Source organism: Acidobacteriota bacterium (assembly GCA_026393675.1).
Classification (GTDB): domain Bacteria; phylum Acidobacteriota; class Vicinamibacteria; order Vicinamibacterales; family JAKQTR01; genus JBAXOX01.
Genome location: JAPKZQ010000015.1, coordinates 41,619 through 64,180 on the forward strand (window position 1 = coordinate 41,619; position 22,562 = coordinate 64,180).

14 protein-coding genes and 1 tRNA gene are annotated in these 22,562 nt (G+C 64.8%); 5 read left to right on the forward strand and 10 right to left on the reverse strand.

The window, feature by feature from the left end:
- Positions 1 to 138: 138 nt before the first annotated feature.
- The 7 genes from NT151_04920 to NT151_04950 form a co-directional block, all read right to left on the reverse strand.
- Entirely contained in the window at positions 139 to 1,320 is a 1,182-nt protein-coding gene (locus NT151_04920) for an acetyl-CoA C-acyltransferase (GenBank protein MCX6538264.1), read from the reverse strand.
- 27 nt (positions 1,321 to 1,347) lie between these two features.
- On the reverse strand, positions 1,348 to 2,043 hold the full coding sequence (locus tag NT151_04925; protein MCX6538265.1) for an alpha/beta fold hydrolase: 696 nt from the start codon (positions 2,041 to 2,043) through the stop codon (positions 1,348 to 1,350).
- The gene (locus NT151_04930) at positions 2,040 to 2,825 is read right to left on the reverse strand and encodes an alpha/beta hydrolase (protein MCX6538266.1); all 786 of its coding nucleotides are present in this window, start codon (positions 2,823 to 2,825) and stop codon (positions 2,040 to 2,042) included. Before NT151_04930 ends, NT151_04925 begins: the two co-directional genes overlap by 4 nt.
- A gap of 5 nt (positions 2,826 to 2,830) precedes the next feature.
- The gene (locus tag NT151_04935; GenBank protein ID MCX6538267.1) at positions 2,831 to 5,122 is read right to left on the reverse strand and encodes a 3-hydroxyacyl-CoA dehydrogenase NAD-binding domain-containing protein; all 2,292 of its coding nucleotides are present in this window, start codon (positions 5,120 to 5,122) and stop codon (positions 2,831 to 2,833) included.
- Entirely contained in the window at positions 5,119 to 5,859 is a 741-nt protein-coding gene (locus NT151_04940; protein ID MCX6538268.1) for a TetR/AcrR family transcriptional regulator, read from the reverse strand. Before NT151_04940 ends, NT151_04935 begins: the two co-directional genes overlap by 4 nt.
- 348 nt (positions 5,860 to 6,207) lie before the next feature.
- Positions 6,208 to 7,611, reverse strand: coding sequence for a sodium:solute symporter family protein (locus NT151_04945; GenBank protein MCX6538269.1), 1,404 nt, complete (start codon positions 7,609 to 7,611; stop codon positions 6,208 to 6,210).
- A 2-nt stretch (positions 7,612 to 7,613) separates the two neighbouring features.
- The gene (locus NT151_04950; protein ID MCX6538270.1) at positions 7,614 to 8,690 is read right to left on the reverse strand and encodes a P1 family peptidase; all 1,077 of its coding nucleotides are present in this window, start codon (positions 8,688 to 8,690) and stop codon (positions 7,614 to 7,616) included.
- A 293-nt stretch (positions 8,691 to 8,983) separates the two neighbouring features.
- Here NT151_04950 and NT151_04955 point away from each other — a divergent pair, with 293 nt between their 5' ends.
- The 4 genes from NT151_04955 to NT151_04970 all read left to right on the forward strand — a co-directional run bounded on the left by NT151_04955 (position 8,984) and on the right by NT151_04970 (position 19,505).
- Positions 8,984 to 10,312 carry a tetratricopeptide repeat protein gene (locus NT151_04955; protein MCX6538271.1) on the forward strand — a complete coding sequence of 443 codons (1,329 nt, stop codon included), beginning with the start codon at positions 8,984 to 8,986 and terminating at the stop codon, positions 10,310 to 10,312.
- A gap of 338 nt (positions 10,313 to 10,650) precedes the next feature.
- On the forward strand, positions 10,651 to 13,797 hold the full coding sequence (locus NT151_04960) for a TonB-dependent receptor (GenBank protein ID MCX6538272.1): 3,147 nt from the start codon (positions 10,651 to 10,653) through the stop codon (positions 13,795 to 13,797).
- A 197-nt stretch (positions 13,798 to 13,994) separates the two neighbouring features.
- Complete coding sequence (locus tag NT151_04965) at positions 13,995 to 16,448, forward strand: DUF1343 domain-containing protein (protein ID MCX6538273.1); 2,454 nt, start codon at positions 13,995 to 13,997, stop codon at positions 16,446 to 16,448.
- A gap of 201 nt (positions 16,449 to 16,649) precedes the next feature.
- Positions 16,650 to 19,505: a TonB-dependent receptor gene (locus NT151_04970; GenBank protein MCX6538274.1), complete on the forward strand. Its 2,856-nt coding sequence runs from the start codon at positions 16,650 to 16,652 to the stop codon at positions 19,503 to 19,505.
- Here NT151_04970 and NT151_04975 read toward each other — a convergent pair.
- Genes NT151_04975 through NT151_04985 form a run of 3 tightly spaced genes read right to left on the reverse strand, consistent with a single transcriptional unit; the run spans position 19,502 to position 22,377 of the window.
- A complete protein-coding gene (locus tag NT151_04975; protein ID MCX6538275.1) occupies positions 19,502 to 19,912 on the reverse strand; it encodes a DUF420 domain-containing protein in 411 nt (136 codons plus the stop codon). The genes NT151_04970 and NT151_04975 overlap by 4 nt on opposite strands.
- Positions 19,913 to 20,848 carry a heme o synthase gene (gene cyoE / locus NT151_04980; protein ID MCX6538276.1) on the reverse strand — a complete coding sequence of 312 codons (936 nt, stop codon included), beginning with the start codon at positions 20,846 to 20,848 and terminating at the stop codon, positions 19,913 to 19,915.
- Positions 20,849 to 20,868: 20 nt separating this feature from the next.
- Positions 20,869 to 22,377 (reverse strand): M23 family metallopeptidase, encoded by a 1,509-nt coding sequence (locus NT151_04985; GenBank protein MCX6538277.1) that lies wholly within the window; start codon positions 22,375 to 22,377, stop codon positions 20,869 to 20,871.
- 110 nt (positions 22,378 to 22,487) lie between these two features.
- Here NT151_04985 and NT151_04990 point away from each other — a divergent pair.
- Positions 22,488 to 22,562, forward strand: a tRNA-Glu gene (locus NT151_04990).

Genomic DNA, 22,562 nt, shown 5'->3' on the forward strand with positions numbered 1-22,562 from the left:
AACCCAGCCTTCCGTGTTCCTCGGGACTAAGGATCAGGGACTGGGGACCGGCGACCAGGAATTCGGAAGCTGCATCGTGCAGCAACCAATCCCTAATCCCCAATCCCGTCTACTGACTACCGACTACTGTCTACTCACTCAACACCGCTCGAAAATTCCCGCCGCTCCCATCCCTCCGCCGACGCACATCGACACCATGCCGTAACGCGACCCGCGCCTGTGCATCTCGTAGAGGAGCGACGTCGTCAACTTCGCGCCCGTGCAGCCGAGCGGATGGCCCAGAGCCACCGCGCCGCCATTCACGTTGAGGCGATCGGGATCGATAGGCAGTTCGCGCAGGCATGCCAGCATTTGCGCGGCAAACGCCTCGTTGAGTTCCACCAGGTCGATGTCTTCCAGACGCAGCCCCGTACGCGCCAGAAGCTTCCTGATCGCCGGCACCGGTCCCACGCCAAACCGCTCCGGCTCGACGCCCGCCGTGGCGTAGCCGACAAACCGGGCGAGCGGCTGCAGTCCCATGGCGTCGGCCTTCTCGCGCGACATCACGACGACCGCGGCTCCGCCATCGCTCATCTGCGACGAGTTGCCGGCCGTCACCGTGCCTTTGGCGTGAAAGGCCGGCTTCAGTTTGGCCAGTGCCTCCATCGAGGTGTCGCGCCGCGGCCCCTCGTCTATGTCGAACACGAACTCGCGGGCAGTAGGTGCAGAGCCGTCAGGAGAGGGCTCGACCAACGTCACTCGAACCGGCACGATTTCGTCACGAAACCGGCCCGCGTCGATGGCGGCAATCGCCCGGCTGTGGCTGCGAAACGCGAAGGCGTCCTGCTCCTCGCGCGACAGCCCGCATTCGCGCGCGTGGTTCTCGGCGACAAGGCCCGTGCTCAGATACACGTCAGGGTAAGAGTCGACCAGCGCCGGGTTGGGCGACACCTTGTTGCCGCCCATGGGCACGAGGCTCATGCTCTCGGTGCCTCCCGCAACAATGACGTCCGCGCCGCCGCCGATGATGCGTTCGGCGGCGTACGCGATCGCCTGCAGGCCCGACGCGCAGAACCTGTTGACGGTCACAGCCGAGGCCGAGACCGGGATGCCCGCGCGCAGGCTGGCGATGCGCGCCACATTCAGACCCTGTTCTGCCTCCGGCATCGCGCAGCCGATGATCACATCGTCAATCAGGGCCGCGTCGAGCGCGGAAGCGCGGCGCAGGGCGGCGATGATGGCGGTGGCCGCCAGCTCGTCGGGACGTACTGTGCGGAGGGCACCGTGAGGAGCCCTGCCAATGGCGGTTCGCGCGGCGGAAACGATGACGGCTTCTCGCATGAGTAGGTCCTCTGGTGCGGCGTCCAATCAGCGCGGGGCGGAGAAATCCGCCAGCAGATCTTCGACGGCCTCGCCGAGTTCGAGTGTCTTGCCGTCGAACAGATGATCGGCGCCATCAATCACGACGAGTTCCTTGGGATCCGGCACGTGCGCGTAGAACGTCGTCGTCTCTCTGTACGGGCACAGTTCGTCGCGGTTGCCCTGGATGAAGAACTTCGGTTTCAGGCTGTTGGTCACAGCCGAAAAATCGTAGCGCCCGACTGGCGGAGCGATGCCGATCAGGGCAGAGACGCGATCGTCGGTGGCGCCCACCGTCATTGCGATCCACGAGCCGAACGAGAAACCGGCCGCCCAGATCTCGACCCCGGGATACCGCGCGGCCACCACGTCGAGGGCCGCAAGAAAGTCGGCCATTTCGCCCGGGCCGTCGTCGAAGGTTCCCGCGCTTGTGCCCACGCCCCGGAAGTTGAAGCGCAGCACGGCCGCGCGCGTGCGACACAGCGACTTGGCGACCTGGTACACGACCTTGTTGTGCATCGTGCCGCCGCCGGTTGGCAGTGGATGCGCCAGCACGACCGCGACGCGGGGCGGATCGTCCAGGTGCGCGTCGGCTGCCGGTGCACTGCCATCCGCCTGGCGGACCGGTCCGATGTGGCACCCCCACGCCGGCTCATCGAGCAGCGCCTCGAGGCGGCCCGATGGGCCGTTGAACTCACGAATCACGCGACCACCTCTCGATGTGGACAGAACGCATTGACCACTTCCGCGAACGCGCCTGCCTGGGTCACCATGCCGATGTGACCGGTGCGCGCCATCGTGATCATGCGTGCGTCCGCGATCAGCTCGACGTAATCCTTCATACCGTCGACCGGCACCACGCGATCCAGTTCGGGTTCGCCCGCCACCACCAACGTCGGTGCCGTGATGCGCCGGCAGACACTGACGAAATCGACATCGGCCGCGAGCATGATCCGGTCCGCCATTCGCCGCGGGGATATCCGTGCGGCAAGGATCCGACCGAGATGGCTGGTGAGAAACGAGAATCGCGGCCCCCACGCCGGCCGCGCCGCCGCGACCTCCGGATAGAGGCGGCCTGCCGCGCGCGCGACGAATGCGGGAGTTGATGCCAGCGGTGCGTTCACGTAGCGCTGCACTCTGGCGTCGGGCTTCCAGCGAGGACCCGGAGTTGAAGCCAGCACCAGCGCGCGAATCCGGCCCGGCCGACCCGCCGCGTACGCCGCACCCACCAGACCGCCAAACGACACGCCGCAGATGACGGCGGACTCGGCTCCCGCGCGGTCGAGCACGCTGTCCACCTGCCGAAGAAACAGCTCGAACCCCAGACTCGGATCGTGCGGGCAGCCACTACCGCGTTCGCCAGGCAGCGAGACCGCGAGGACGCGAAACGTCCGGGCCAGCGCCTGGGCCGTCGGCGCAATCCACTCCCAGCGTCCCTGGATGCCGGGAATGAGCACGAGCGGTGGACCGGTACCGATGTCGAGCACTTGATCTAATTCCTCAGTATCTTCCCCGTCTTCAGCGTGTAGCCGATCCGCTCCAGCGTCTTCGGCTCACCACACAGGCTGATGAACGCCTCGCGCTCGAGATCGAGCACGTACTGCTCCGACACGGTTGTTGCGTGGGGCAGCGATCCGCCCGAGAGAACCCACGCGAGCTTCCGGCCGATCAGTGCGTCGTGATCGCTGATCCGGTCGCCTCGCCGTGCCAGGTGGACGCCAAGCGACAACGTGGCCAGCAGGTTCTCACCGCCCACCGGGATGGCCGTTGGCCGCGCCGGCGGCTGATAGCCTTCCGCGACCCGCGCCAACGCTCGCGTTTTCGCGTCGGCGATCAACCGATCGCGGTTCATCGTGATGGCGTCGGTGGAACGCAGGTAACCCAGCCGTTTTGCATCCGGACCGCTGGTGGCGACCTTGCCAAACGCAATGGTCTCGAATGCACGCTGCACGTACGGCAGCAGGTCCGCCTGCGAGCCTGGGAGGCGCGACTCGAGGCAACGGATGAGCATCTCCTTGGTACCGCCGCCAGCCGGGATCAATCCCACGCCGACCTCGACCAGGCCCAGATACGTCTCGGCCGCGGCCTGCACGCGATCACCGTGCAGCACGATTTCGCATCCGCCGCCAATGGCGAGACCGACGGGCGCCACAATAACCGGCACGTCCGCGTACTTGAGCGCAAGCGTGGCGCCCTGGAACGCCCGCACCATCATGTCGATCTCTTCCCAGTTGCCCTCCTGCGCTTCCATCAGCAACAGCATGAGATTGGCGCCGGCAGAGAAGTTGACCGACTCGTTGCCGACAACCAAGGCGCGGAAGTTGGTTGCGGCCTCCCGCGTGCCCGCATGGAGCATCTCGATGGCGTCGCCGCCAATCGCGTTCATCTTCGAATGGAATTCGACGGCCAGCACCCCGTCGCCCAGATCGATCAGGCTGGCGCCCGCGTTCTGCTTCACGATCCGCGACTGCTCCCTGGCGGACCTCAGGATCTCGAGGCCCGCACCGGCGGGCGGGAGCGCGCCATCGCGGAACCTGTCGCGACCCGCATCGAGAAGCTGTTGTGCCAGAATGGGCGCTGTTCCGCCGTGGGGAACCGCGTCGAGCACGGCCCGGATGCCGATCTCATCGAAGATCTCAAACGGCCCGGTGTCCCATCCAAACCCCCATCGCATCGCCCGGTCCACATCGTCGATGCCATAAGCAATATCTGGAGCAACCTGCGCCGCGTACAGCAGGGAAGGACCAAGCGTCGACCGCATGAACTCGCCCACGCCATCCTTGCCCAGAAACAGCGTTCGCAGCCGTTGTCCCGGATTCTCGATCGCGCGTGCTGCTTCGAGCGCGGGCAGCGACACGTGCTGCGATGGCCGATAGTCCATGGTGGCTGGATCGAGCACCAGGATCTGGGATTCGCCGCCAGGACGCTTGACGCGCTTGTAAAAGCCCTGTCCAGCCTTCTCGCCAATCCAACCGCGTTTGAGGAGTTCCTGGATGAGCGGTGGCGGCTCGAAGCCGCGACGCGCATCGGGGTCGGTGAGCGTCTCGGCCAGCGTGCGGGCGACGTGCGCGAAGACGTCGATGCCGGCGATGTCGAGCGTGCGGAACGTCGCGCTCTTGGGCCGGCCGATCGCAGGGCCCGACATCGCGTCGATTTCTTCGATTGTGTAGCGGCCCGTTGCCAGCACGTCGAGTACACGGAACACCCCGTGGATGCCGATGTGGTTCGCGATGAAGTTGGGTGTGTCCTTCGCGACGACGACGCCCTTGCCCAGTCGGAGGTCGGCGTATGCCTGCACGCGTGCCAGCACATCGGGATCGGTCGCCGGCGTCGGGATGATCTCGAGCAGGCGTAGATAGCGCGGCGGGTTGAAGAAGTGCGTGCCGAGCCAGTGCCGCCGGAAGTCGTCCGACCGCCCTTCGGCCAATGCCGAGACCGACAGGCCCGACGTGTTGGTGGACACGATGGTGCCAGGGCGCCGGACCTTATCAATGCGTTCGAGCAGCGGCCTCTTGATGTCGGCGCGCTCGACGACGGCTTCGATGATCCAGTCGCAGTCGGCCAGGACGTCGAATTGCTGCTCGAATCCGCCCGTGCGGATACGCGACGCGGCATCTGGCGTGTAGAACGGATCCGGTTTCAGCTTCCGCACCCGCTCGACGCTCTCCTTCGACAACTGGGGCGTGAGGTCGAGCAGCCAGACATCCACGCCTATGCTGGCGAAGAGCGCCCCAATCTGGGTGCCCATCGTGCCCGCGCCGACGATGCCAACGGTTCGGATCATGATGTGGGACTCCTTCGCTTCCGGGCGCCGGGGCCTCGACGCTGTTCTGGCCTCGACCGTCGACGTCGCTCGTTCCGGGCCGTCCGGCCGTCGACGGCCGGGAGGGTAGCACCATCAGCCGATCGGCCTGGCGCCGGGGTGCGCAGCCCGCCGACCAGCAGGCCGACGACCGCGTCGGCGTCGGCCGCGAGTGCATACCGGCGGCGGCTCAGCATCCAGTTGGTGGCCATTTCGTCGAGTGCGCCGAAGAGGATCTTGGCGACAGTGGTCGCCTTGAGGTCCTGGCGGAACACGCCGGCCGACTGCCCATCGGCAATCACGCCGCGGATGATGCCGAGGTACTCGCGCAGCAGCGTCGACGAGAAGCGCTCCATGTGCTTGGTCGACTGGCGCAACTCCACCTGGAAGACGATGGCCAGATCGCGGTCGCGGCCAAGCCGGTCAAGATGAAGCCGCGCGATGGCGGTCAGGCGGGAGAGCGGATCGGTGACGCCGGAGAGGGCCGCCCGGCCCTCGTCGATGGCCGTACGCATCGTACGCTCGAAGATCGACGCCAGCAGGTCGTCCTTGCTCCGGAAATACAGGTACACCGTGCCGGCGGCCACGCCGGCCTCGCGGGCGACATCGGCAACCTGCGCGTTGAAAAACCCGTGGCGCGCGAACACGCGCGTGGCGGCGCGGAGGATGGCGTCGTGCTTGTCTGCCTTTGCGCCTGACGGCCGGATTGTAGGCCTCAAGGGTTCGTCGGCGCGGATCGAGACGGCAGAGAGGGCAGCGGACATCATGGACCCCGGTGACTGAATGACTGTTCATTCACTCTGGACTCCTGTGCTGATCTTGTCAAGGTCCCGGTTGGGGGCGCCGCTCGGATAGAATTTGGCCTCAATACCCGTCCGCATCCATACCGTGCTGTTCACCATCACCCTGTTCCTCGGGTCGGTCCTGCTGTTCCTGCTCGAGCCGATGTTCGGTCGCCTGCTGCTTCCGCAACTGGGCGGGGCACCATCCAGGATCCCCCTGCCCGCGTCTGGACTGACGACTACTCGAACCTGCTTGCCCTGTTCCGCTGGCGGTAGGAAACGCGCCTACGCCTTGTTGCGGGCGATCTTCGCGATCGTCACACCCAGCAGGTAGGTCGCTCCCGCCGATAGTACGCCGACCGTCGCCGGCGTCCACAACGACCCGGGGCGGATGCCGCCCCACAACTGGGTGACCACCACACCCGCAGCTCCCGCGAGAATCGACACGAGCACTTCGCGCCGGCGATCAACGTGCGCGTGAGTCGCGACCAGCACCGGGATGAGCACGGTCGCGCCGAGCATGGCGTAGAAGAAGCTGAGCGCACCCTCGATGGTCGGCGTCACGATCGCGACTAGGATACCGAGGGCACCGCCAACCACGGCAGCCAGGCGAGCCACGCCAAGCACCTGGCTGTCGCGGGCCGAACGGTTGATGAAGCGACGGTAGAGATCCTGCGAGAGTGAGGTCGACAGCATGAACAGCACGGCGTCCGCCGCGCTCACTTCGGCAGAGAAGCTCGCGGCCAGGAGCAGGCCACCGACACCAACCGGCAGATCGCTGACGAGCAAGGTCGGCAGCGCGAGTTCCCGCGCCAGTCCGGGATGGTGCAGACGGGCCGCCATGCCGAGCAGCGCCGGCACGAACCCGAACAGCATTAACATGACCGCGTTGACGCCAATCCCGATTCGCACGGCACGGTCGGATCTCGCACCGTAGATCTTCTGCAGCAGCCCGGGTGAGCTGACGAACGCCGGAACCATCAGCACCACGAAGCCAATAGAAGTGGTGCCGTGCCAGAACGCCCCATATCCTGCATCGGGTATCGCACCAGGCGCCTGACGCAGAATCATGTCAAGGCCGCCCGCATTCGAGATGACGAATGGCAGCGCAATGGCGAAGCCCACTAACTTCACCATCAACTGCACCACGTTCACCCAGGCCGCGCCGAGCAGCCCGCCCGCCGCGAAGTACGTGGTCAGCAGCCCGCCGCCGATGAGGCATCCGACCCACTTGGGCATGCCCGCGACGACGTTCAAGATCCAGGCAATGCCGATCAACTGCCCGGCGAGAATCGACAAAGTGGCAAACCACAGCATGCTCGACACCACGCCGCGCACCGATCGGCCGAAGTGGTGTTCGACAAGGTCGCCAGCCGTGAGGAAACCGTTTTGCGTGGCCTGGCGCCACACGCGCGGGCCAATCCAAAAGGCCAGCAGCAGCGACCCGATGCCGGCCGATCCGTTCCACCACCACGCGCTCAGCCCGTCGCGGTATGCAATCCCGGTGGCGCCCACCGTCGAACCGGCTCCGATGTTGGCCGCGAGGACGGTTGAAAAGAGCAGCGCCGCGCCGAGCGATCTATTGGCAACAAAGAAGCTGCTCGCGCTGCGGACGCGCCGGCTCACGGCCAAGCCAACGCCCAGCAACACGGCCGAGTAACAGACGAGCAGGACGAGGTGGAAATTCACCACTACCGCCTGGCGGCGGCGGCGAGATCGTGGACCGCCGGCAGGCCGGGAAGACCAGTCGCCTGGCGCACGGCGTTCAGCACGGCTTCGGCCACCACGTCGGCGGCAAGCGCCCCGATGATGCTCACATCGGCCGGCTGCGCCAATCGGCCCGTGGCCAGCGCAAACAGCGTGTCGCCGTCGTTCATCGAATGCACCGGCGCGATGGCGCGGGCCAGGCCGTCGTGCGCCATTTGCGCCACCTTTGTCGCCTGCGCCTTGGTCAGGCGCGCGTTGGTCGCGATGACGCCAATGGTCGAGTTCTCGCCGATCGGGTTCTTCTGTGTGGTACCAGTTCGAATCAGGACGCGCGCATCGGCCAGCCCGCGTCCGTCAGGTGTTCGCACGCCGGCCACCACGCGGCCAGTCGCGGGATCGACGATGTCGCCAAACGCATTGACCGCGACCAGCGCCGCGACCGTGAGGCCGCCGGGAAGCGTGATGGCCGCGCTGCCGATCCCGCCCTTCATCGCCCGATCCATGCCAAGCAGTTTGCCCACCGTGGCGCCCGCGCCCGCCCCCACGTTGCCCTGCGCCACGGGACCATCAGTCGCCGCCTTGGCCGCCGCGTAGCCGCAATCAGCCGTCGGCCGCACGCGCGCATCGCCCACCCCGAGATCAAACAGGATGGCGGCCGGCACAATCGGCACCACGCCGTACTGCGTCGGGAACCCGATCTTGCGTTCGTCCAGGTACCGCATCACACCCGAGGCGGCATCGAGGCCGAAGGCGCTCCCGCCTGCCAGCACAATGGCGTGCACCTGATCGACCAGGCTGAGCGGATTGAGCAAGTCGGTTTCGCGCGTGCCTGGCGCCGAGCCACGCACGTCGACGCCAGCCACCGCGCCTGAACCCGCCAGAACCACCGTGCAGCCTGTCGGGCGTTCGGTGAGCGTGTGATGGCCGACCGTGATGCCCGGGACCGCCGTGAGGCCGCGATCATCAAACCGGCTTTGGGTCTGCGCCGCCAGGCCGAACGGGATGGCCGCGCACAACAGTGCGGCGCATGTCCACAGCCGAGAAGAGCCAAGTGTCTTCATGAGCGATTCCGCCCGAATGGTACCACACGGCGCAGTCGGTTGCCGGTGCTGGAGGACCCCCGATGTCCGCAACCGCTCCAGCCCAGGCGCCATGTGCCACAGTCAGTCGGGTGTGGCTGCGCGAGGTGTGAACTCAAGAGACTCGGCGGATGTCAACGCCTGGTGTGAGTCTTGAATTCGCGGCATGCATCCCGGAAAATTCAGAACTCAGAACTCAACCGCGCCCCAACCCACCAGCGAGGTGCCCCCGCAAGACCTTGACAGTAACCTGCCTGGAGGTACCATCGTGTGTCGTGGCAGAGGAAATTCCTATCGTTTATACTTCCACAGTGGGAAGAGAGGTGACCACGATGTCCACCAGCCAGCGCACAATGGCATGGCTCCTGATCCTGATCTGGATAATCCCAGGGCTGGCCTTCGCCGAGCAAAAAGGGAGGCTCCTTGGCAAGGTCGTCGACCCGGAGGGCAACCCGATTCCAGGGGTGGTCGTGACCGCCACGTCGCCGCAGATCCCGAGCTTCAAGGAAGTCCGGACAACCGACAAGAAGGGCACCTTCATTGTGGACTTCCGTGCGGTCGACGTGACGTACCATTATCGATTTGACAAGGCCGGATATCAGTCCGTTGAGGCCCAGCAGGAGTGGCACCTGGAGGGCACCCAGAGTTACCAGTGGACGATGCACCCAGTGAGTGGGTCGGCGGTTGGCAGCCTGCCCCCGGCCTCGACTTCGGAGCCAGCGATCCTCGCCTTCAACGGTGGCGTCACCGCCCTCAAAGCCAAGGATTACCCAACTGCCGAGGCGAAATTCAAGGAAGCCGTGGGGCACGACCCGAACCTGCTCCAGGCGTGGGTGGCGCTGAGCGCGGTCCAGGTGCAGACCGGGCATAACCAGCAGGCGGCGGAGTCCGCGGAGAAGGCCATGGCCCTCGGCTCCCAGGACGAGGCGGTCCTGTTGTCGCGGTGGCAAGCCTACCGCAACCTCAAAGATGACGCCAAGGCGGCAGAGGCGCTGAAGGACCTGGAGAAAGTCGGTCGTCGGGCCGAGGAAGCGAAGAAGATCCACAACGAGGCTGTCGCCCTCGTAAAGGCCGGAGACAATACGGGCGCCTTTGCGAAGTTTCAGGAAGCCCTCAACATCGACCCGACCCTCCAGGCGTCGCTGCTCGGGCTCGCCACGGCCGGTTTCAAGATCGGCCGCAACGCGGAGGCGGCAACCGCCGCGGAGGCCGTCCTGAAGGCGGATCCCAAAAACGAGCGCGCGATACGGCTTCGGTACAATGCCTGCTTGAGCCTGGGGGACAAGGAGAGGCTCATCGACGCGCTGGTGGGTCTGGCTGCCGTGGAGCCCGCGGTTGCAAGCAACGGGCTCCTGAAGCTGGCCTTCGAAGCCTACGATGCCAATGACAAGGTCCGGACCAAGGAGAGATTCCTCAAGGTTCTCGATGTCGATCCGAACCAACCGCTGGCCCACTACTACCTGGCCATGGCCTACGTGAACGAGGGCGCCACCGAGGAGGCGAGGAGCCACCTTGAACGCTTCATCGCGCTTGCGCCGAACAGCCCAGAGGCTAAGACAGCGCGCGAGATGCTCAAGCAATTGATCAAACTTGGAAGCGAGTAGGCTCGGCCGTCAGCGGCCGCTCCGACTTGGTGTGAATCCAACCGCTTGGATCCAATGGCGTAGATTTTGGGTTCCTGCAGGCATGTGGCGTGAGACATTCACCTGCTAAACCATTGACATGGCAGAGATTTGTGATGCTTTGTCGGCGGCTGGCATCCGCCTGATTCTGGTATAGCGTGTGCAACTAGAACCAACCGCGACCTGTCGGCGTTGCCGCAGGCCTCGTGAGTCCCGTACGAGGGACACTGTCTCGGCGTTTGTATGTGGCTTTTTTTGATTCCCCGATTCCATCGGTTGACATCGGGGAGGAGGACGCGATGAAGAGAATGGCATGGCTAATGGCTGCTCTCATGGTTCTGGCGCTGCCGCTCGTGGGTGCAGCCCAGACCGAGGCCGGCCGCGTCACAGGTGTGGTCACCGACCCGAGCGGCGGGGTGCTGCCCGGTGTGACGGTTACTATCAAGGGTGAGGGCACCGGCGGCGCGATTCGCTCGACGGTGACCGACTCAACCGGCCGCTACGTCGTCGCCAACGTGGCGCCGGGCTCGTACGAGCTCAGCTTCGAACTGCCAGGGTTCAGCAGACAAGCGAGCAAGCTGGTCGTGGCGGTCGGCCAGTCCGTCACCGTGGATACGAAACTCGAGATCGGCCGCCAGACCGAGCAGATCCAGGTGACCGGCTCGCTGATTCCTCGCCCGACACTGGAGGCCATGAGCCCTGTCACCACCTTGGACGTTGAAACGATCACGTATCGGGGGATGAACCGCGTCGAGGACCTTCTCATGAGCTTGCCGCAGGTCTTCGCCGCGCAGAACTCCACGATCGCAAACGGTGCGTCGGGCACAGCGACAGTGGACCTGCGCTACCTCGGCGCAAATCGCACGCTGGTGCTGATCGACGGCCGCCGGATGTCGAGTGGTGACGCCTTCGCCACTGCTCCTGACCTGAACTTCATTCCGTCTGCGCTCGTGAAACGGGTCGACGTCCTCACCGGCGGCGCTTCGTCCGTCTACGGCGCCGACGCCGTCGCTGGCGTTGTCAACTTCGTCCTGGACAAGGACTTCGAGGGCGTCAGAGGCGGTGTTCAGTACGGCGGCTACCAGCACAACAACAGCAACGCCCTGGCGCAGTCCATAAACAAGGCCAAGGGGTTCAGCTACCCATCGGGTACTATCTGGAATAACGCCCCGACCGACTTCAACGTGGCGCTCGGTGGCAAGTTCGGCGATCGTAAGGGCCATGCTTCTGTCTACCTCGACTACCGCAACACCGACGCGATCACGAAAGATCAGCGCGACTACACCAACTGCTCCGTCCTCGGGGGTCTGACCATGAACGGCCCGACCTGTGGCGGTTCAGCCACGTGGCCGGCAGGTCGTTTCACGGTGTATGACGCAACCTTCAGTAAGACCGCTAACTACGTGCTGGACCTGAATTCCGCAACCGGCGATCAGCTCAGGCCCCGCACGTCAGCAGACGTCTTCAACTACGCGCCCTACAACTTCATGCAGCGTCCTGACCAGAGGTGGGCCGGTGGTGGTTTCCTGAACTACGAGTGGAACAAGAAGATTCAGGCCTACCTTGACGTCATGTTCATGGATGACTACACGGACGCACAGATTGCGCCCTCGGGAGACTTCGGCAACACAGGGCTCATCAACTGCAACAACCCGATGCTGAGCGCCCAGGAGCGGCAGACCCTTTGCACGAATTTCGGTTATGGGCCAACCGACATGGCCAACGTCTATATCTATAGACGCAACGTCGAGGGTGGAGGCCGGATCTCCCAGCTCCGTCACACCGACCTCCGTTACTCCTTCGGCCTCAAGGGCGACCTCAACAAGACCTGGAGCTATGACGCCTACGCCCTGCAGGCCGAGGTGCACTCCCCGCAATCGTACGCCAACGACCTTAACGCACTGAACATCCAGGATGCCCTGATCGTCGACGGCGACCCGGCCAATCCGAGCACGTGGCACTGCCGTTCCGGCAATCCCGGCTGTGTTCCGTGGAACATCTTCAAGAAAGGCGGGGTGACGCAGGCAGCGCTGGACTACCTCTCGCTAGACGAAGTATTGAATTCTGGCACGAGGACACGGGTTGTGGGCGGCAAGCTCACGGGTGACCTCAAGAATTATGGTCTGGCTCTTCCCACCGCGACCGAGGGCATTAAGGTCGCTCTGGGCGGCGAGTACCGGCAGGAATACCTGTTTGTCCATCCCGACATGCCGTTCGAGCAGGCCCTTGGTGCAGGTTCGGGTGGTCCAACGCTTCCCGTCGAAGGTACCTACACCGTAAAGGAGTTCTTCGCCGAGGGGCTGATCCCCATCGTTCAGAACGCTCCTGGGTTCAAGGATTTGAGCCTGGAGGTTGGCTACCGCTACTCCGACTACAGCAGCACCGGGAAGTGGCCCACCTACAAGGTGCAGGCATCCTGGGCGCCAGTCGCCGACTTTAAGATCCGTGCAGGCTTCAACCGTGCGACTCGCTCACCCAACGTGACGGAGCTGTACACACCGCAGGGGCTTGGTCTCGGCGGTAGTCAGGACACGTGTGCGGGCGCGCACCCCACAGCAAGCCAGGCGCAGTGTGCGCTGCAGGGCGTGACCGCTGCGCAGTACGGTAACCTCTCTGAGAACCCGGCCAACCAGTACAACACCATCGGTGGAGGTAACCCGAAGCTGAATCCCGAGTCCGCCGATACCTACACCGTCGGGCTGGTTCTTACCCCGAGGGCGGTCCCGGGCTTCACGGCCGCGATCGACTACTACAACATCAAGATCAATAGCACCATCGGCGCCCTTGGAGCCGATGACATCCAGAACCAGTGCGCCGCCACCGGCAGTCCCTTGCTGTGCGGCCTGATCCACCGTGACAGGCTCGGTTCGCTGTGGATGACAACGGACGGCTACACCATCACGGCCAATCAGAACGTGGGTAAACTCGAGTCAGAAGGCATCGACCTGAACACCACCTACTCCAAGAGCCTCGGCGGAGTCGGCTCGTTCTCGGTGAACCTCATCGGCACCATCCTGAGGCATCAGAAGATCGATACCGGGCTGTACGCCTATGACTGCGTGGGCTACTTCGGCAACCAGTGCGGTATTCCGACTCCCACGTGGCGGCACATGCTCCGCTTCGCGTGGGAGACCAGGTTCAACACCACGTTCACTCTCGGATGGCGCATGATCGGCGGCGTCACGAACGATGATGGCAGCCCCAATCCGGCTATTGGAGATCCGACCAACATCGCGTTGTTGCAGGCCAACGACGCCTACGTGATCTCCGCCCGCCACTATCTTGACCTCTCGGCGACCTACAAGGCGGGGAAGCATTACCAGTTCGTACTCGGTGCCAACAACATTCTTGACAAGGAACCCCCGTTCGGGGTGGGCAGTACTCCCAACGACTACGGGCCGGGCTTCTACGGCACGTACGATCCATTGGGCCGCTACATCCACATGAGCCTGCAGTTCAACTTCTAGTAGACTCGTTTGCCGGGGGGCGCCACGCGCGGCCCCGATTTTCAAGGGGGAGCCAGGTGGCTCCCCCGTTTTTTTCTCGGCCTCGACGCGTTCAAGCCGTCGGTCCCGTCCCGCTCGGGTGGAGACGAGGATTGACGTGGAAGGTCTATGCTATTGGGATGGCGTACCGCTCCGGCTCTGTCGCCAGGGAGGTTGTCGTGCGAAGACGCAGTTCGATGATGATGACGGTGGCGATGCTGGTGATGATGGCGGCAGGCCTGATGGCGCAATCGCCAGCGGCCCAGACCGCCGCCAGGGCCTCCCGCCCGGCGGCCGCCCCTCCAGGGTCAGCATCGTTTGACCTGGCGCACCTCTCGACTGTCGACAAGGTCATCGAGCGGGCCATCGCCGACAAACAGCTGCCGGGGGCCGTGCTGCTCGTCGGCCGCGGAGCCGACGTCGTCTACCAGAAGGCCTACGGCCTGCGGGCGCTGCTGCCGCAGCCCGAGCCGATGACGCTTGACACGATCTTCGATATGGCCTCGCTCACCAAGGTGGTGGCCACCACGACAAGCGTGATGATCCTCGTCGAGGAAGGTCGCATCCGCCTGAACGATCGCGTCGCCACCTTCATCCCCGACTTCGGCCGGCACGGCAAGGACCAGATCACCATTCGGCACTTGTTGACCCACTACTCCGGCCTCCGGCCCGACCTCGATCTGAGCGACGACTCGTGGACCAGTTACGAGAAGGCCATCGCGCGCGCCTGCGACGAGGTGCCGACTTCGGCGCCGGGCGAGCGGTTTGTCTACAGCGACATCAACTTCTTCGTGCTCGCCGACGTGGTGGCGCGCGTCAGCGGCCAGCGATTCGACCTGTTCGCGCGGGACCGGGTGTTCACGCCGCTCGGCATGGTCGATTCGATGTTCAACCCGTCGGACTCGCTGCGCCCACGCATCGCGCCCACCGAGATGTGCGTGCCGTTTGGATGGCCGTGCAACGGCCCAGGGCAGATGATGCTGCGCGGCATCGTGCACGATCCGACCGCGCGGCGGATGGGCGGCATCGCGGGCCACGCGGGGCTGTTCAGCACGGCCGCCGACCTGTCGCGTTTCTGCCGGATGCTCCTTGATGGCGGGTCGCTTGGCGGCGTGCGCATCCTGTCGCCGCTCACCGTCGCGAAGATGACGACGCCGGCGTCGCCGGCGGGAATGCCCAGCGTGCGCGGGCTTGGGTGGGACATCGACACGAGCTACTCGTCGAACCGCGGTGAGCTGCTGCCGGTCGGTTCGTTCGGCCACACCGGGTTCACCGGCACGTCGTTGTGGATCGATCCGCTGACGAAAACCTACGTCGTGCTGCTGTCCAACCGCGTGCACCCCGATGGCAGGGGCGATGTGACGCCGCTGCGCGCGCGTGTCGCGACAATTGTGGCGTCGGCCCTGCGCCAGGTGCCCGATGCCGCCGCCCTCAGGCAGCAACGGTGGACCGGCACCGACTTCGGCGCCGCGGGCACGGCGCCGCGACGCGGGGATGAGACGGAGGGACGGACGCGAAACGGCATCGACGTCCTGCGCGCCGACGCGTTCAAGTTGCTGCAGGGCAAGCGGGTGGGACTGGTTACCAACCACACGGGTCGCGCCCGAGAAGGCGACGCGACGATCGACCTGCTGGCGTCGGCCAAGGGCGTCAAACTGGCGGCGCTCTTCAGCCCGGAGCACGGGATCCGCGGCATTCTCGACGAGAAGGTCGCCTCCTCCACCGACGAGAAGACGGGCCTGCCCATCTACTCGCTCTACGGCGCGACCATGCGGCCGACCGACGACATGCTCAAGGGCCTCGACACCATTGTCATCGACCTGCAGGACATTGGCGCGCGCTTCTACACGTACACGACCACGCTGGCCTACGTGATGGAGGAAGCGGCGAAGCGCAAGATCGCCGTCGTCGTGCTCGACCGGCCGAACCCGATCACCGGCGTCCAGATCGAAGGACCGTCGCTCGATCCTGCCGAGTTGGGGTTCACCGCCTACTTCCCGATGCCCATCCGTCACGGGCTGACGCTCGGCGAGTTAGCAAGGTTGTTCAACGCCGAGAACAAGATTGGCGCGGCGTTGACCGTCGTCGAACTGAAGCACTGGAACCGCGACGACTGGTTCGACGAGACGGGCCTGATGTGGGTGAACCCGTCGCCGAACATGCGGAACATGGTGGCGGCGAGCCTGTACCCTGGCATTGGCGCCATTGAGGCGTCGAACCTGTCGGTCGGGCGCGGAACCGATACGCCGTTCGAGCAGTTGGGTGCGCCATGGGTTGACGGCGTTCGTCTCGCTGCGGAGTTGAACCGGCGCAACCTGCCGGGCGTGCGTTTCTATCCCGTGGCGTTCACGCCCGTCTCGAGCAAGTTCGCGAACGAACTCTGCCAGGGCGTGTTCATCACCGTGACCGACCGGAGCCGGCTGCGGCCGGTGCGCGTCGGCCTCGAGGTGGCGTCGGCGCTCTTCCGTCTGCATCCGAAGCAGTTCAATGTGGATGGCGTGGGGCGGCTGTTTGGTGCCGACACCGTCAAGCGTCTCAGGGCTGGCGACGACCCTGCCGACATCGCGAACACGTGGGCACGGGCCGAGGCGCAGTGGCGGATCCTGCGCGCGAAATACCTGCTGTATCGGTGATGAGTACTGTACCTCTTCGGGATTCGGGATTCGGGCGAGCGGGAGGGCCGTGTGACGGCGGGTTTCCCGGGAACGCCGGGCTCCCCGACTTCGCTCGTTGAGCTTCGTCGAGGTCTCGCCGTAGCGCTCTGGCGCGGAGGCGGACAGCCCGGCACGTGCTCAGGCCACGCTAGATCGTGGCGATCCCAGGGGGATGGCGAGATGAACGTCTACAAGTTCTGGCTGGTAGCGTTTCTGGCATTAGCGATTGCCGTTCCGGCCGCGGCCCAGGTGGCCACCGGCCGCATCGAGGTCACGGCCGTCGACAGCACCGGAGCGGTCCTGTCCGGCGTGCTGGTCGAAATGACGGGACCGCAGAACGGCAGCAAGTTGACCGGCCCCGATGGCGCCGCCCGCATCCTGAACCTGCCTCCGGGCACGTATCAGATCAAGGCCACGCTGTCGGGTTTCGCCGACTACCTCAACACGTCGGTTTCGGTTGCGGCTGGCGGCAACGTGCAACTGAAAGCCGCTCTGGCGGTCGCGGGCGTGACGCAGAAGATCGATGTGACGGCCAGGACGCCCGTGATCGACGCGAAGAAGGTCGGGACGGCCACCAGCGTCACGCTCGATGAACTGCAGAACATTCCGTCGGCACGCGACCCGTGGGTCGTCATGCAGACGGTGCCGGGCATCATCACGGACCGCGTCAACGTCGGGGGTTCAGAATCCGGCCAGCAGTCTGGCTATCAGGCGAAGGGGGCATCGGGCGGCGACAACACGTGGAACATGGACGGTATCCCGATTACCGACATGGCGGCCACCGGGTCGACGCCGACCTACTACGACTTCGGCATGTTCCAGGAAATGAACGTCACGACGGGCGGTTCCGACATGTCGAGCGCGACGGGTGGCGTGGCGCTGAACTTGATCCTGAAGTCCGGCAGCAATACGCCGCACGGATCGGCCCGCATCTTCTTCGAAGATCAGTCGATGCAGGGCAACAACATGTCGGCGACGCTGGCCACCGCGCTCGGCAGCCCGAACGGCAAGGGCAACCGAATCAAGCAGTACCTGGACACGGGTTTCGAAATCGGCTTTCCCATGGTGAAGGACAAGCTGTGGGCATGGGGGTCGATGGGCAAGACCGACGTGGACAACCTGACCATCAAGCAGACACCGGACAATACGTCCCTGAAAAACTGGGCGACGAAAATCCAGGGACAGGTGACGCAGAACGTCCGTGCCAGCTTCATGTGGTTCCATGGCGACAAGCAGGCGTTCGGGCGCAATGCGAGCGCGACGCGTCCGCCTGAGACGACCGTCAACCAGAGCGGGCCGAGCAACTTCTACAAGGGCGAGATGAATGTCGTCCTGAGCAACGACCTGTTCCTGAGCGTCCGTGGTTCGCACATGCCCAGCAGATTCGACTTCGTGCCTCAGGGCGGCATGAACAAGGACGTCTACTATGACGACAGCGGCGTGTGGCACGGCTCGTCCTGGAACTACCATACCAACCGGCCGCAGCAGGTGGCGATGGCCGAGGGCAGCTATTTCAACGGCAACCACGAGTTGAAGTTCGGTTTTTCCTGGCGCCGTGTCACCGTTGAAACGGCGTCGCAGGTATCGAGCAGCAACGGCAAATCCATCGTGTCGTACTACAACGGCTACCCGGACATCTTCGTCACGATTGACAGCCCGTTTGCGTCGAACGCCCGCGCGCACTACATGTCCGGCTGGCTATCCGACACCATCACGGCGAAGCGCGCAACCATCACCGTGGGTTTGCGCTACGATCATCAGACCGATGGCACGCTCCCGACAAGCGAGCCGGCGGTGCCCGGCTTCGAGAAGTGGCTACCCGCGATCACCGCGCCGGCCGTCCCCGACGCAATCACGTGGAACTCGTTCTCGCCGCGCGCGGGTATGACCTACGCGCTCGACGAAGCGCGCAAGATACAGCTCCGAGCCAGCTACGCGCGGTTCGCGTCGCAGTTGGGCAACGGCACGTCGAGCGTGATTTCGCCCGTGCAGGATCGGTACATCGCCTTCTATGCCGTCGATACAAACCGTAACGGCGTGGCCGACCCTGGCGAAATCGACACCTCGTATCTGGCTGGATGGGGCGGCTTCGATCCGGCCACGCTGACGGCCAACAACAAGCTCGGCAGCTATTACGTGCCGGCCATCGACGAATTCATCGCCGGCATCGACCGCGAGGTGGGCAAGAACTTCGGTGTGAGCGCGTCGTTCACCTATCGCCGGTTTACCAACTTCAACTGGACGCCGTACATCGGCCTCCGGTCGCCGGCGTACACTCTGGCCGGGACGCTCACTGGCGGGCCGCTGCCCGATGGCTCAAATTTCAGCGCGCCGTACTACGCGGTGACTGCGGCTAACGTTCCGGCATCGGCCCAGTCCGGCGGTGTCGAGTACACCGGCCGCGACGGCTACTACCAGCGGTATTGGGGTATTGAAGCAAGCGCCACGAAGCGTCTGTCCGACAAGTGGATGGCGCGTTTCGGGTTTTCGACTAACGACCACCGCGAGTACTTCGACAACCCGGCGACCGCGATCGAGGATCCAACCCCGTCGGCTGGCAACCCGCTCGTGGACGGCGGCCTCGTCGTGACGGCATCGGGCGGGTCCGGCAAGAGCGGCATCTACCAGGTGTTGCCGAAGTACCAGTTCATTGCCAACGGCCTCTATCAGGCGCCGTGGGGCATTGACCTCGGCGTCAGCCTGGTAACGCGCCAGGGCTTCAGCCAGCCCTGGTACCGCAGCAGTGTGACGGCGACGGGCGATTACTTCAGCAGCAGCAAGTCGGTGCTGCTCGTGAAGGCCGTCGGCGCGAATCGTCTCCCGACCGTCACGTCGCTCGATGCTCGCATCGGCAAGGTGTTCAAGATCCAGAAGGTCAGCATCAACATCGACCTCGATATCTTCAACCTGCTCAACGCGGGGACCGTGCTGGGCCGCCAGTACGACCAGCGCCTGACGGGCGTCACCGGGTTCGACCAGATCCTCGAGATCATGAACCCGCGCATCCTGCGCATCGGCGCGCGGATCGACTTCTAATAGAGCATCAGGTAGATCACGACGCCGGTCACCGACACATAGAGCCAGAAGGGCAGGGTCCAGCGTGCGAGGCGCTTGTGACGGTCGAAGTGTCCGCGGAGCGCCCGCGTGAGCGTGACGATGGCCATCGGCAGGATGACGGCCGCCAGCACCACGTGTGTGCCAAGGATGAAGAAGTAGACCAGCCGGATCGGACCGGTGCCCGGGTACAACTTCGAGCCCGCGTTGGCGTGATAGACGATGTACGACGTCAGGAAGAGGGCCGACGCCATACACGCGGCGATCATGCACCAGCGGTGCGCGGTCTTCTGGCGGCGCCGGATCATGACGTAGCCCGTTGCGAGAAACGCTGCCGCGATCGCATTGAGCGTCGCGTTGAGGGCGGGCAGGTCCGAGATGGACATCATTTACACCCGATTGAGCACCATCAGGATCCACAACAGGGGCAGGTACGTGATTGAGCCGAAAAACAGGCGGCGCGCGGAATTCGTCGTGCGATCCCAGGCGAAGCGCGCCGCGAGGGCGAGAAACAGCGCGCTCATGATGCCGGCACCCGCCAGATATACGTTGCCCGTCATCGCCACAACCGTCGGCGCGAGGCTCAGCGGAAGCAGGGCGGCTGCGTAGATGAGCGCCTGCCGGCCGGTCGACGCGCCGTCGGGTTCGACCACTGGCAGAAGCGGGAAGCCCGCCCGCTTGTAGTCCTCCCTGTACATCCAGGCGATGGCGAGGAAGTGCGGCATCTGCCACAGAAAGACAATGCCAAACAGGATCCATGCCTCAATCGAGAGCGAGTTGCGCACGGCCGCCCAGCCGATCATCGGCGGAAGCGCGCCTGGAATGCCGCCGACCACCGTCGCGAGCGATGTTCGCCGCTTGAGCGGCGTGTAGAACACGGTGTAGGTGAGCAGCGTCGCTGTCGCGACGCCTGAGGCGAGCAGGTTGACGCCGAACGCGAGCTCGACAATGCCAGAGAGCGAGAGCACGAGCCCAAAGATGCTCGCCTGCCGCGGCGTCAGCCGGCCTGTCGGCAGCGGCCGCAGCCTCGTGCGGCGCATCAGGCCGTCAGCCTCGATCTCCATCAACTGGTTGAAGGCGGAAGCCCCGCTCGCCACCAGCGTCGTACCGACCAGCGTGTGAACCAGCACCATCCAGTCGGCTCGTGCGGGCCCGGCCATGTAGTAACCGGCGAGCGTCGTGGCGACCACCAGCATGTTCAAGCGGGGCTTGGCGAGCGTGACGTAGTCGCCCGTCCGGCCTCGCGCGGGGGCGGTAGACGCCGGCACCGTCCCATCTGGCATCGCGCGGTCCGGCCGAGGTGCGTCGGTGGACGGGTCGGTCATTGGGCCCTGATGATGCCGCGTCAGCGCTTGCGACGCGGTTTGACCGGGGGACGAGGTTTGGGCTTTGGCTTTGGCTTCGCCTTCACACGCGCGGGTGCCGGTTTGTCTTCGGTCGTTGCGGCCGCCACCTTCGGTGCTTCAGGTATGAGGCCAGCCTCGAACAACTTGCGATCAATACGGTCAGCGATCCAGTGCGGATCCCACCATTCGACAGGATTGACCGGACGTCCCGCCACAAGCGTCGTAAAGTGCACGTGATCGCCGCCGGCCAGGCCCGTCATGCCACTGCGGCCGATGGTCTCTCCGCCCTTCACGCTGTCGCCCTTTTCGACATCCATCGCCGACAGGTGGGCATAAAGCGTCTGGACGCCCATACCGTGGTCGATGATGACGCAATTGCCGTAGATGCCGAGGTACCCCGTATACATCACGCGTCCCGTATTCGCCGCGGTGACCTCCGCACCACGGACCGAGGCGAGATCCACGCCGAGGTGCACTTGCCGATCCACTTCGCGGTCGCCGTAGAAGTAGGTACGGTGATCCGCGAACACCGCCGCCGACGCCGCGCGCGCCATCCGAAGGAACGGGCCGCGCCACAGCATTTCTGGCCCACTCTCCTTGGCGATCGCTTCGATCTGCTGCGCGTTCTTGCGACGGACATCGCTGTTGATGGCCAGGAAGGCCGCCAGCCGCTCTTCGGGCTTGCCGGTTGGCATCTTCAGTTCCGGCGTGGCCTGCAGAATCGGCGGCACCACGCGGCTGACGAACGTGTCGTCGATCGGCACGCGGCTCCGCTCAAACTTGCCGGGAAACGTCTTGTGATCGAAGTCGGCCAACACCATGTTGCCCGCTTCGTCACGCGCGACCAGCGTCATGCGCGTGTCGACATCCTGATCGAAGGCCAGCGAGAAGAACGCCAGACGCAGGGTCGGATCGGGGCTCTTGCTGCCGCCGACGCCAGCAGCGGGAAAGCCCGGATAGTAGCGGTCGCCCACCTGCACACCCGACGAAACATCGGGGGGCGCGACCCGGTACACGATCATCTCTGCCCCGCCGAGCTTCACGTAGTGGTGAGTCGAGACGACCGTGATTGCAGGGGGCGTCAGCCGCACTTTCACGTCGCGGGACGTGGTGGATTCCGCCTTGCGGAGACCGAGGAGCACCAATCGCTCCGCCGTAATTACCAGGCGCGCCGTGCCGTCCTTCAAGCCGCCGAACTGGCTCGACGCTACCGCTCGCGTCAGCCGCATGCGATCGGGCGTTTCCTGCACAAATCGCGCATCGCCTGGCGATGCCAGCGAAAACACCGGAAACTGTTTATCTGCTTGTTCGAGCCTCGCCTCGACCCGTGTGAGGCGGGTGCCCATCACGTCGACCGACGCGTCAAACGTGACGCTGGCACTGCCCATGACCGACGGCCCGTGTATCGTCACGATCGGCCCGGGCTCCTGGCCAGCAAGGTAATAGGTCACGCCCCCAGCCACGACCAGCAGGACGGCGACGGAAAGCAGAATCGTCTTGAGGGACATGCGGTGTACGAGTAAAATAGAAAGTTACGAGAGACGGTTTCAAAACCTGCGTGAGCGGCCAGTTCTGCGGCCGCAAGAACGGGTTTTAAAACCGGTTCCAGGCGGCGAGTGCCGGTATCGTCTAGGGGTTAGGACACGTGGTTCTCAGCCACGGGACCGGGGTTCGAATCCCCGTACCGGTACCA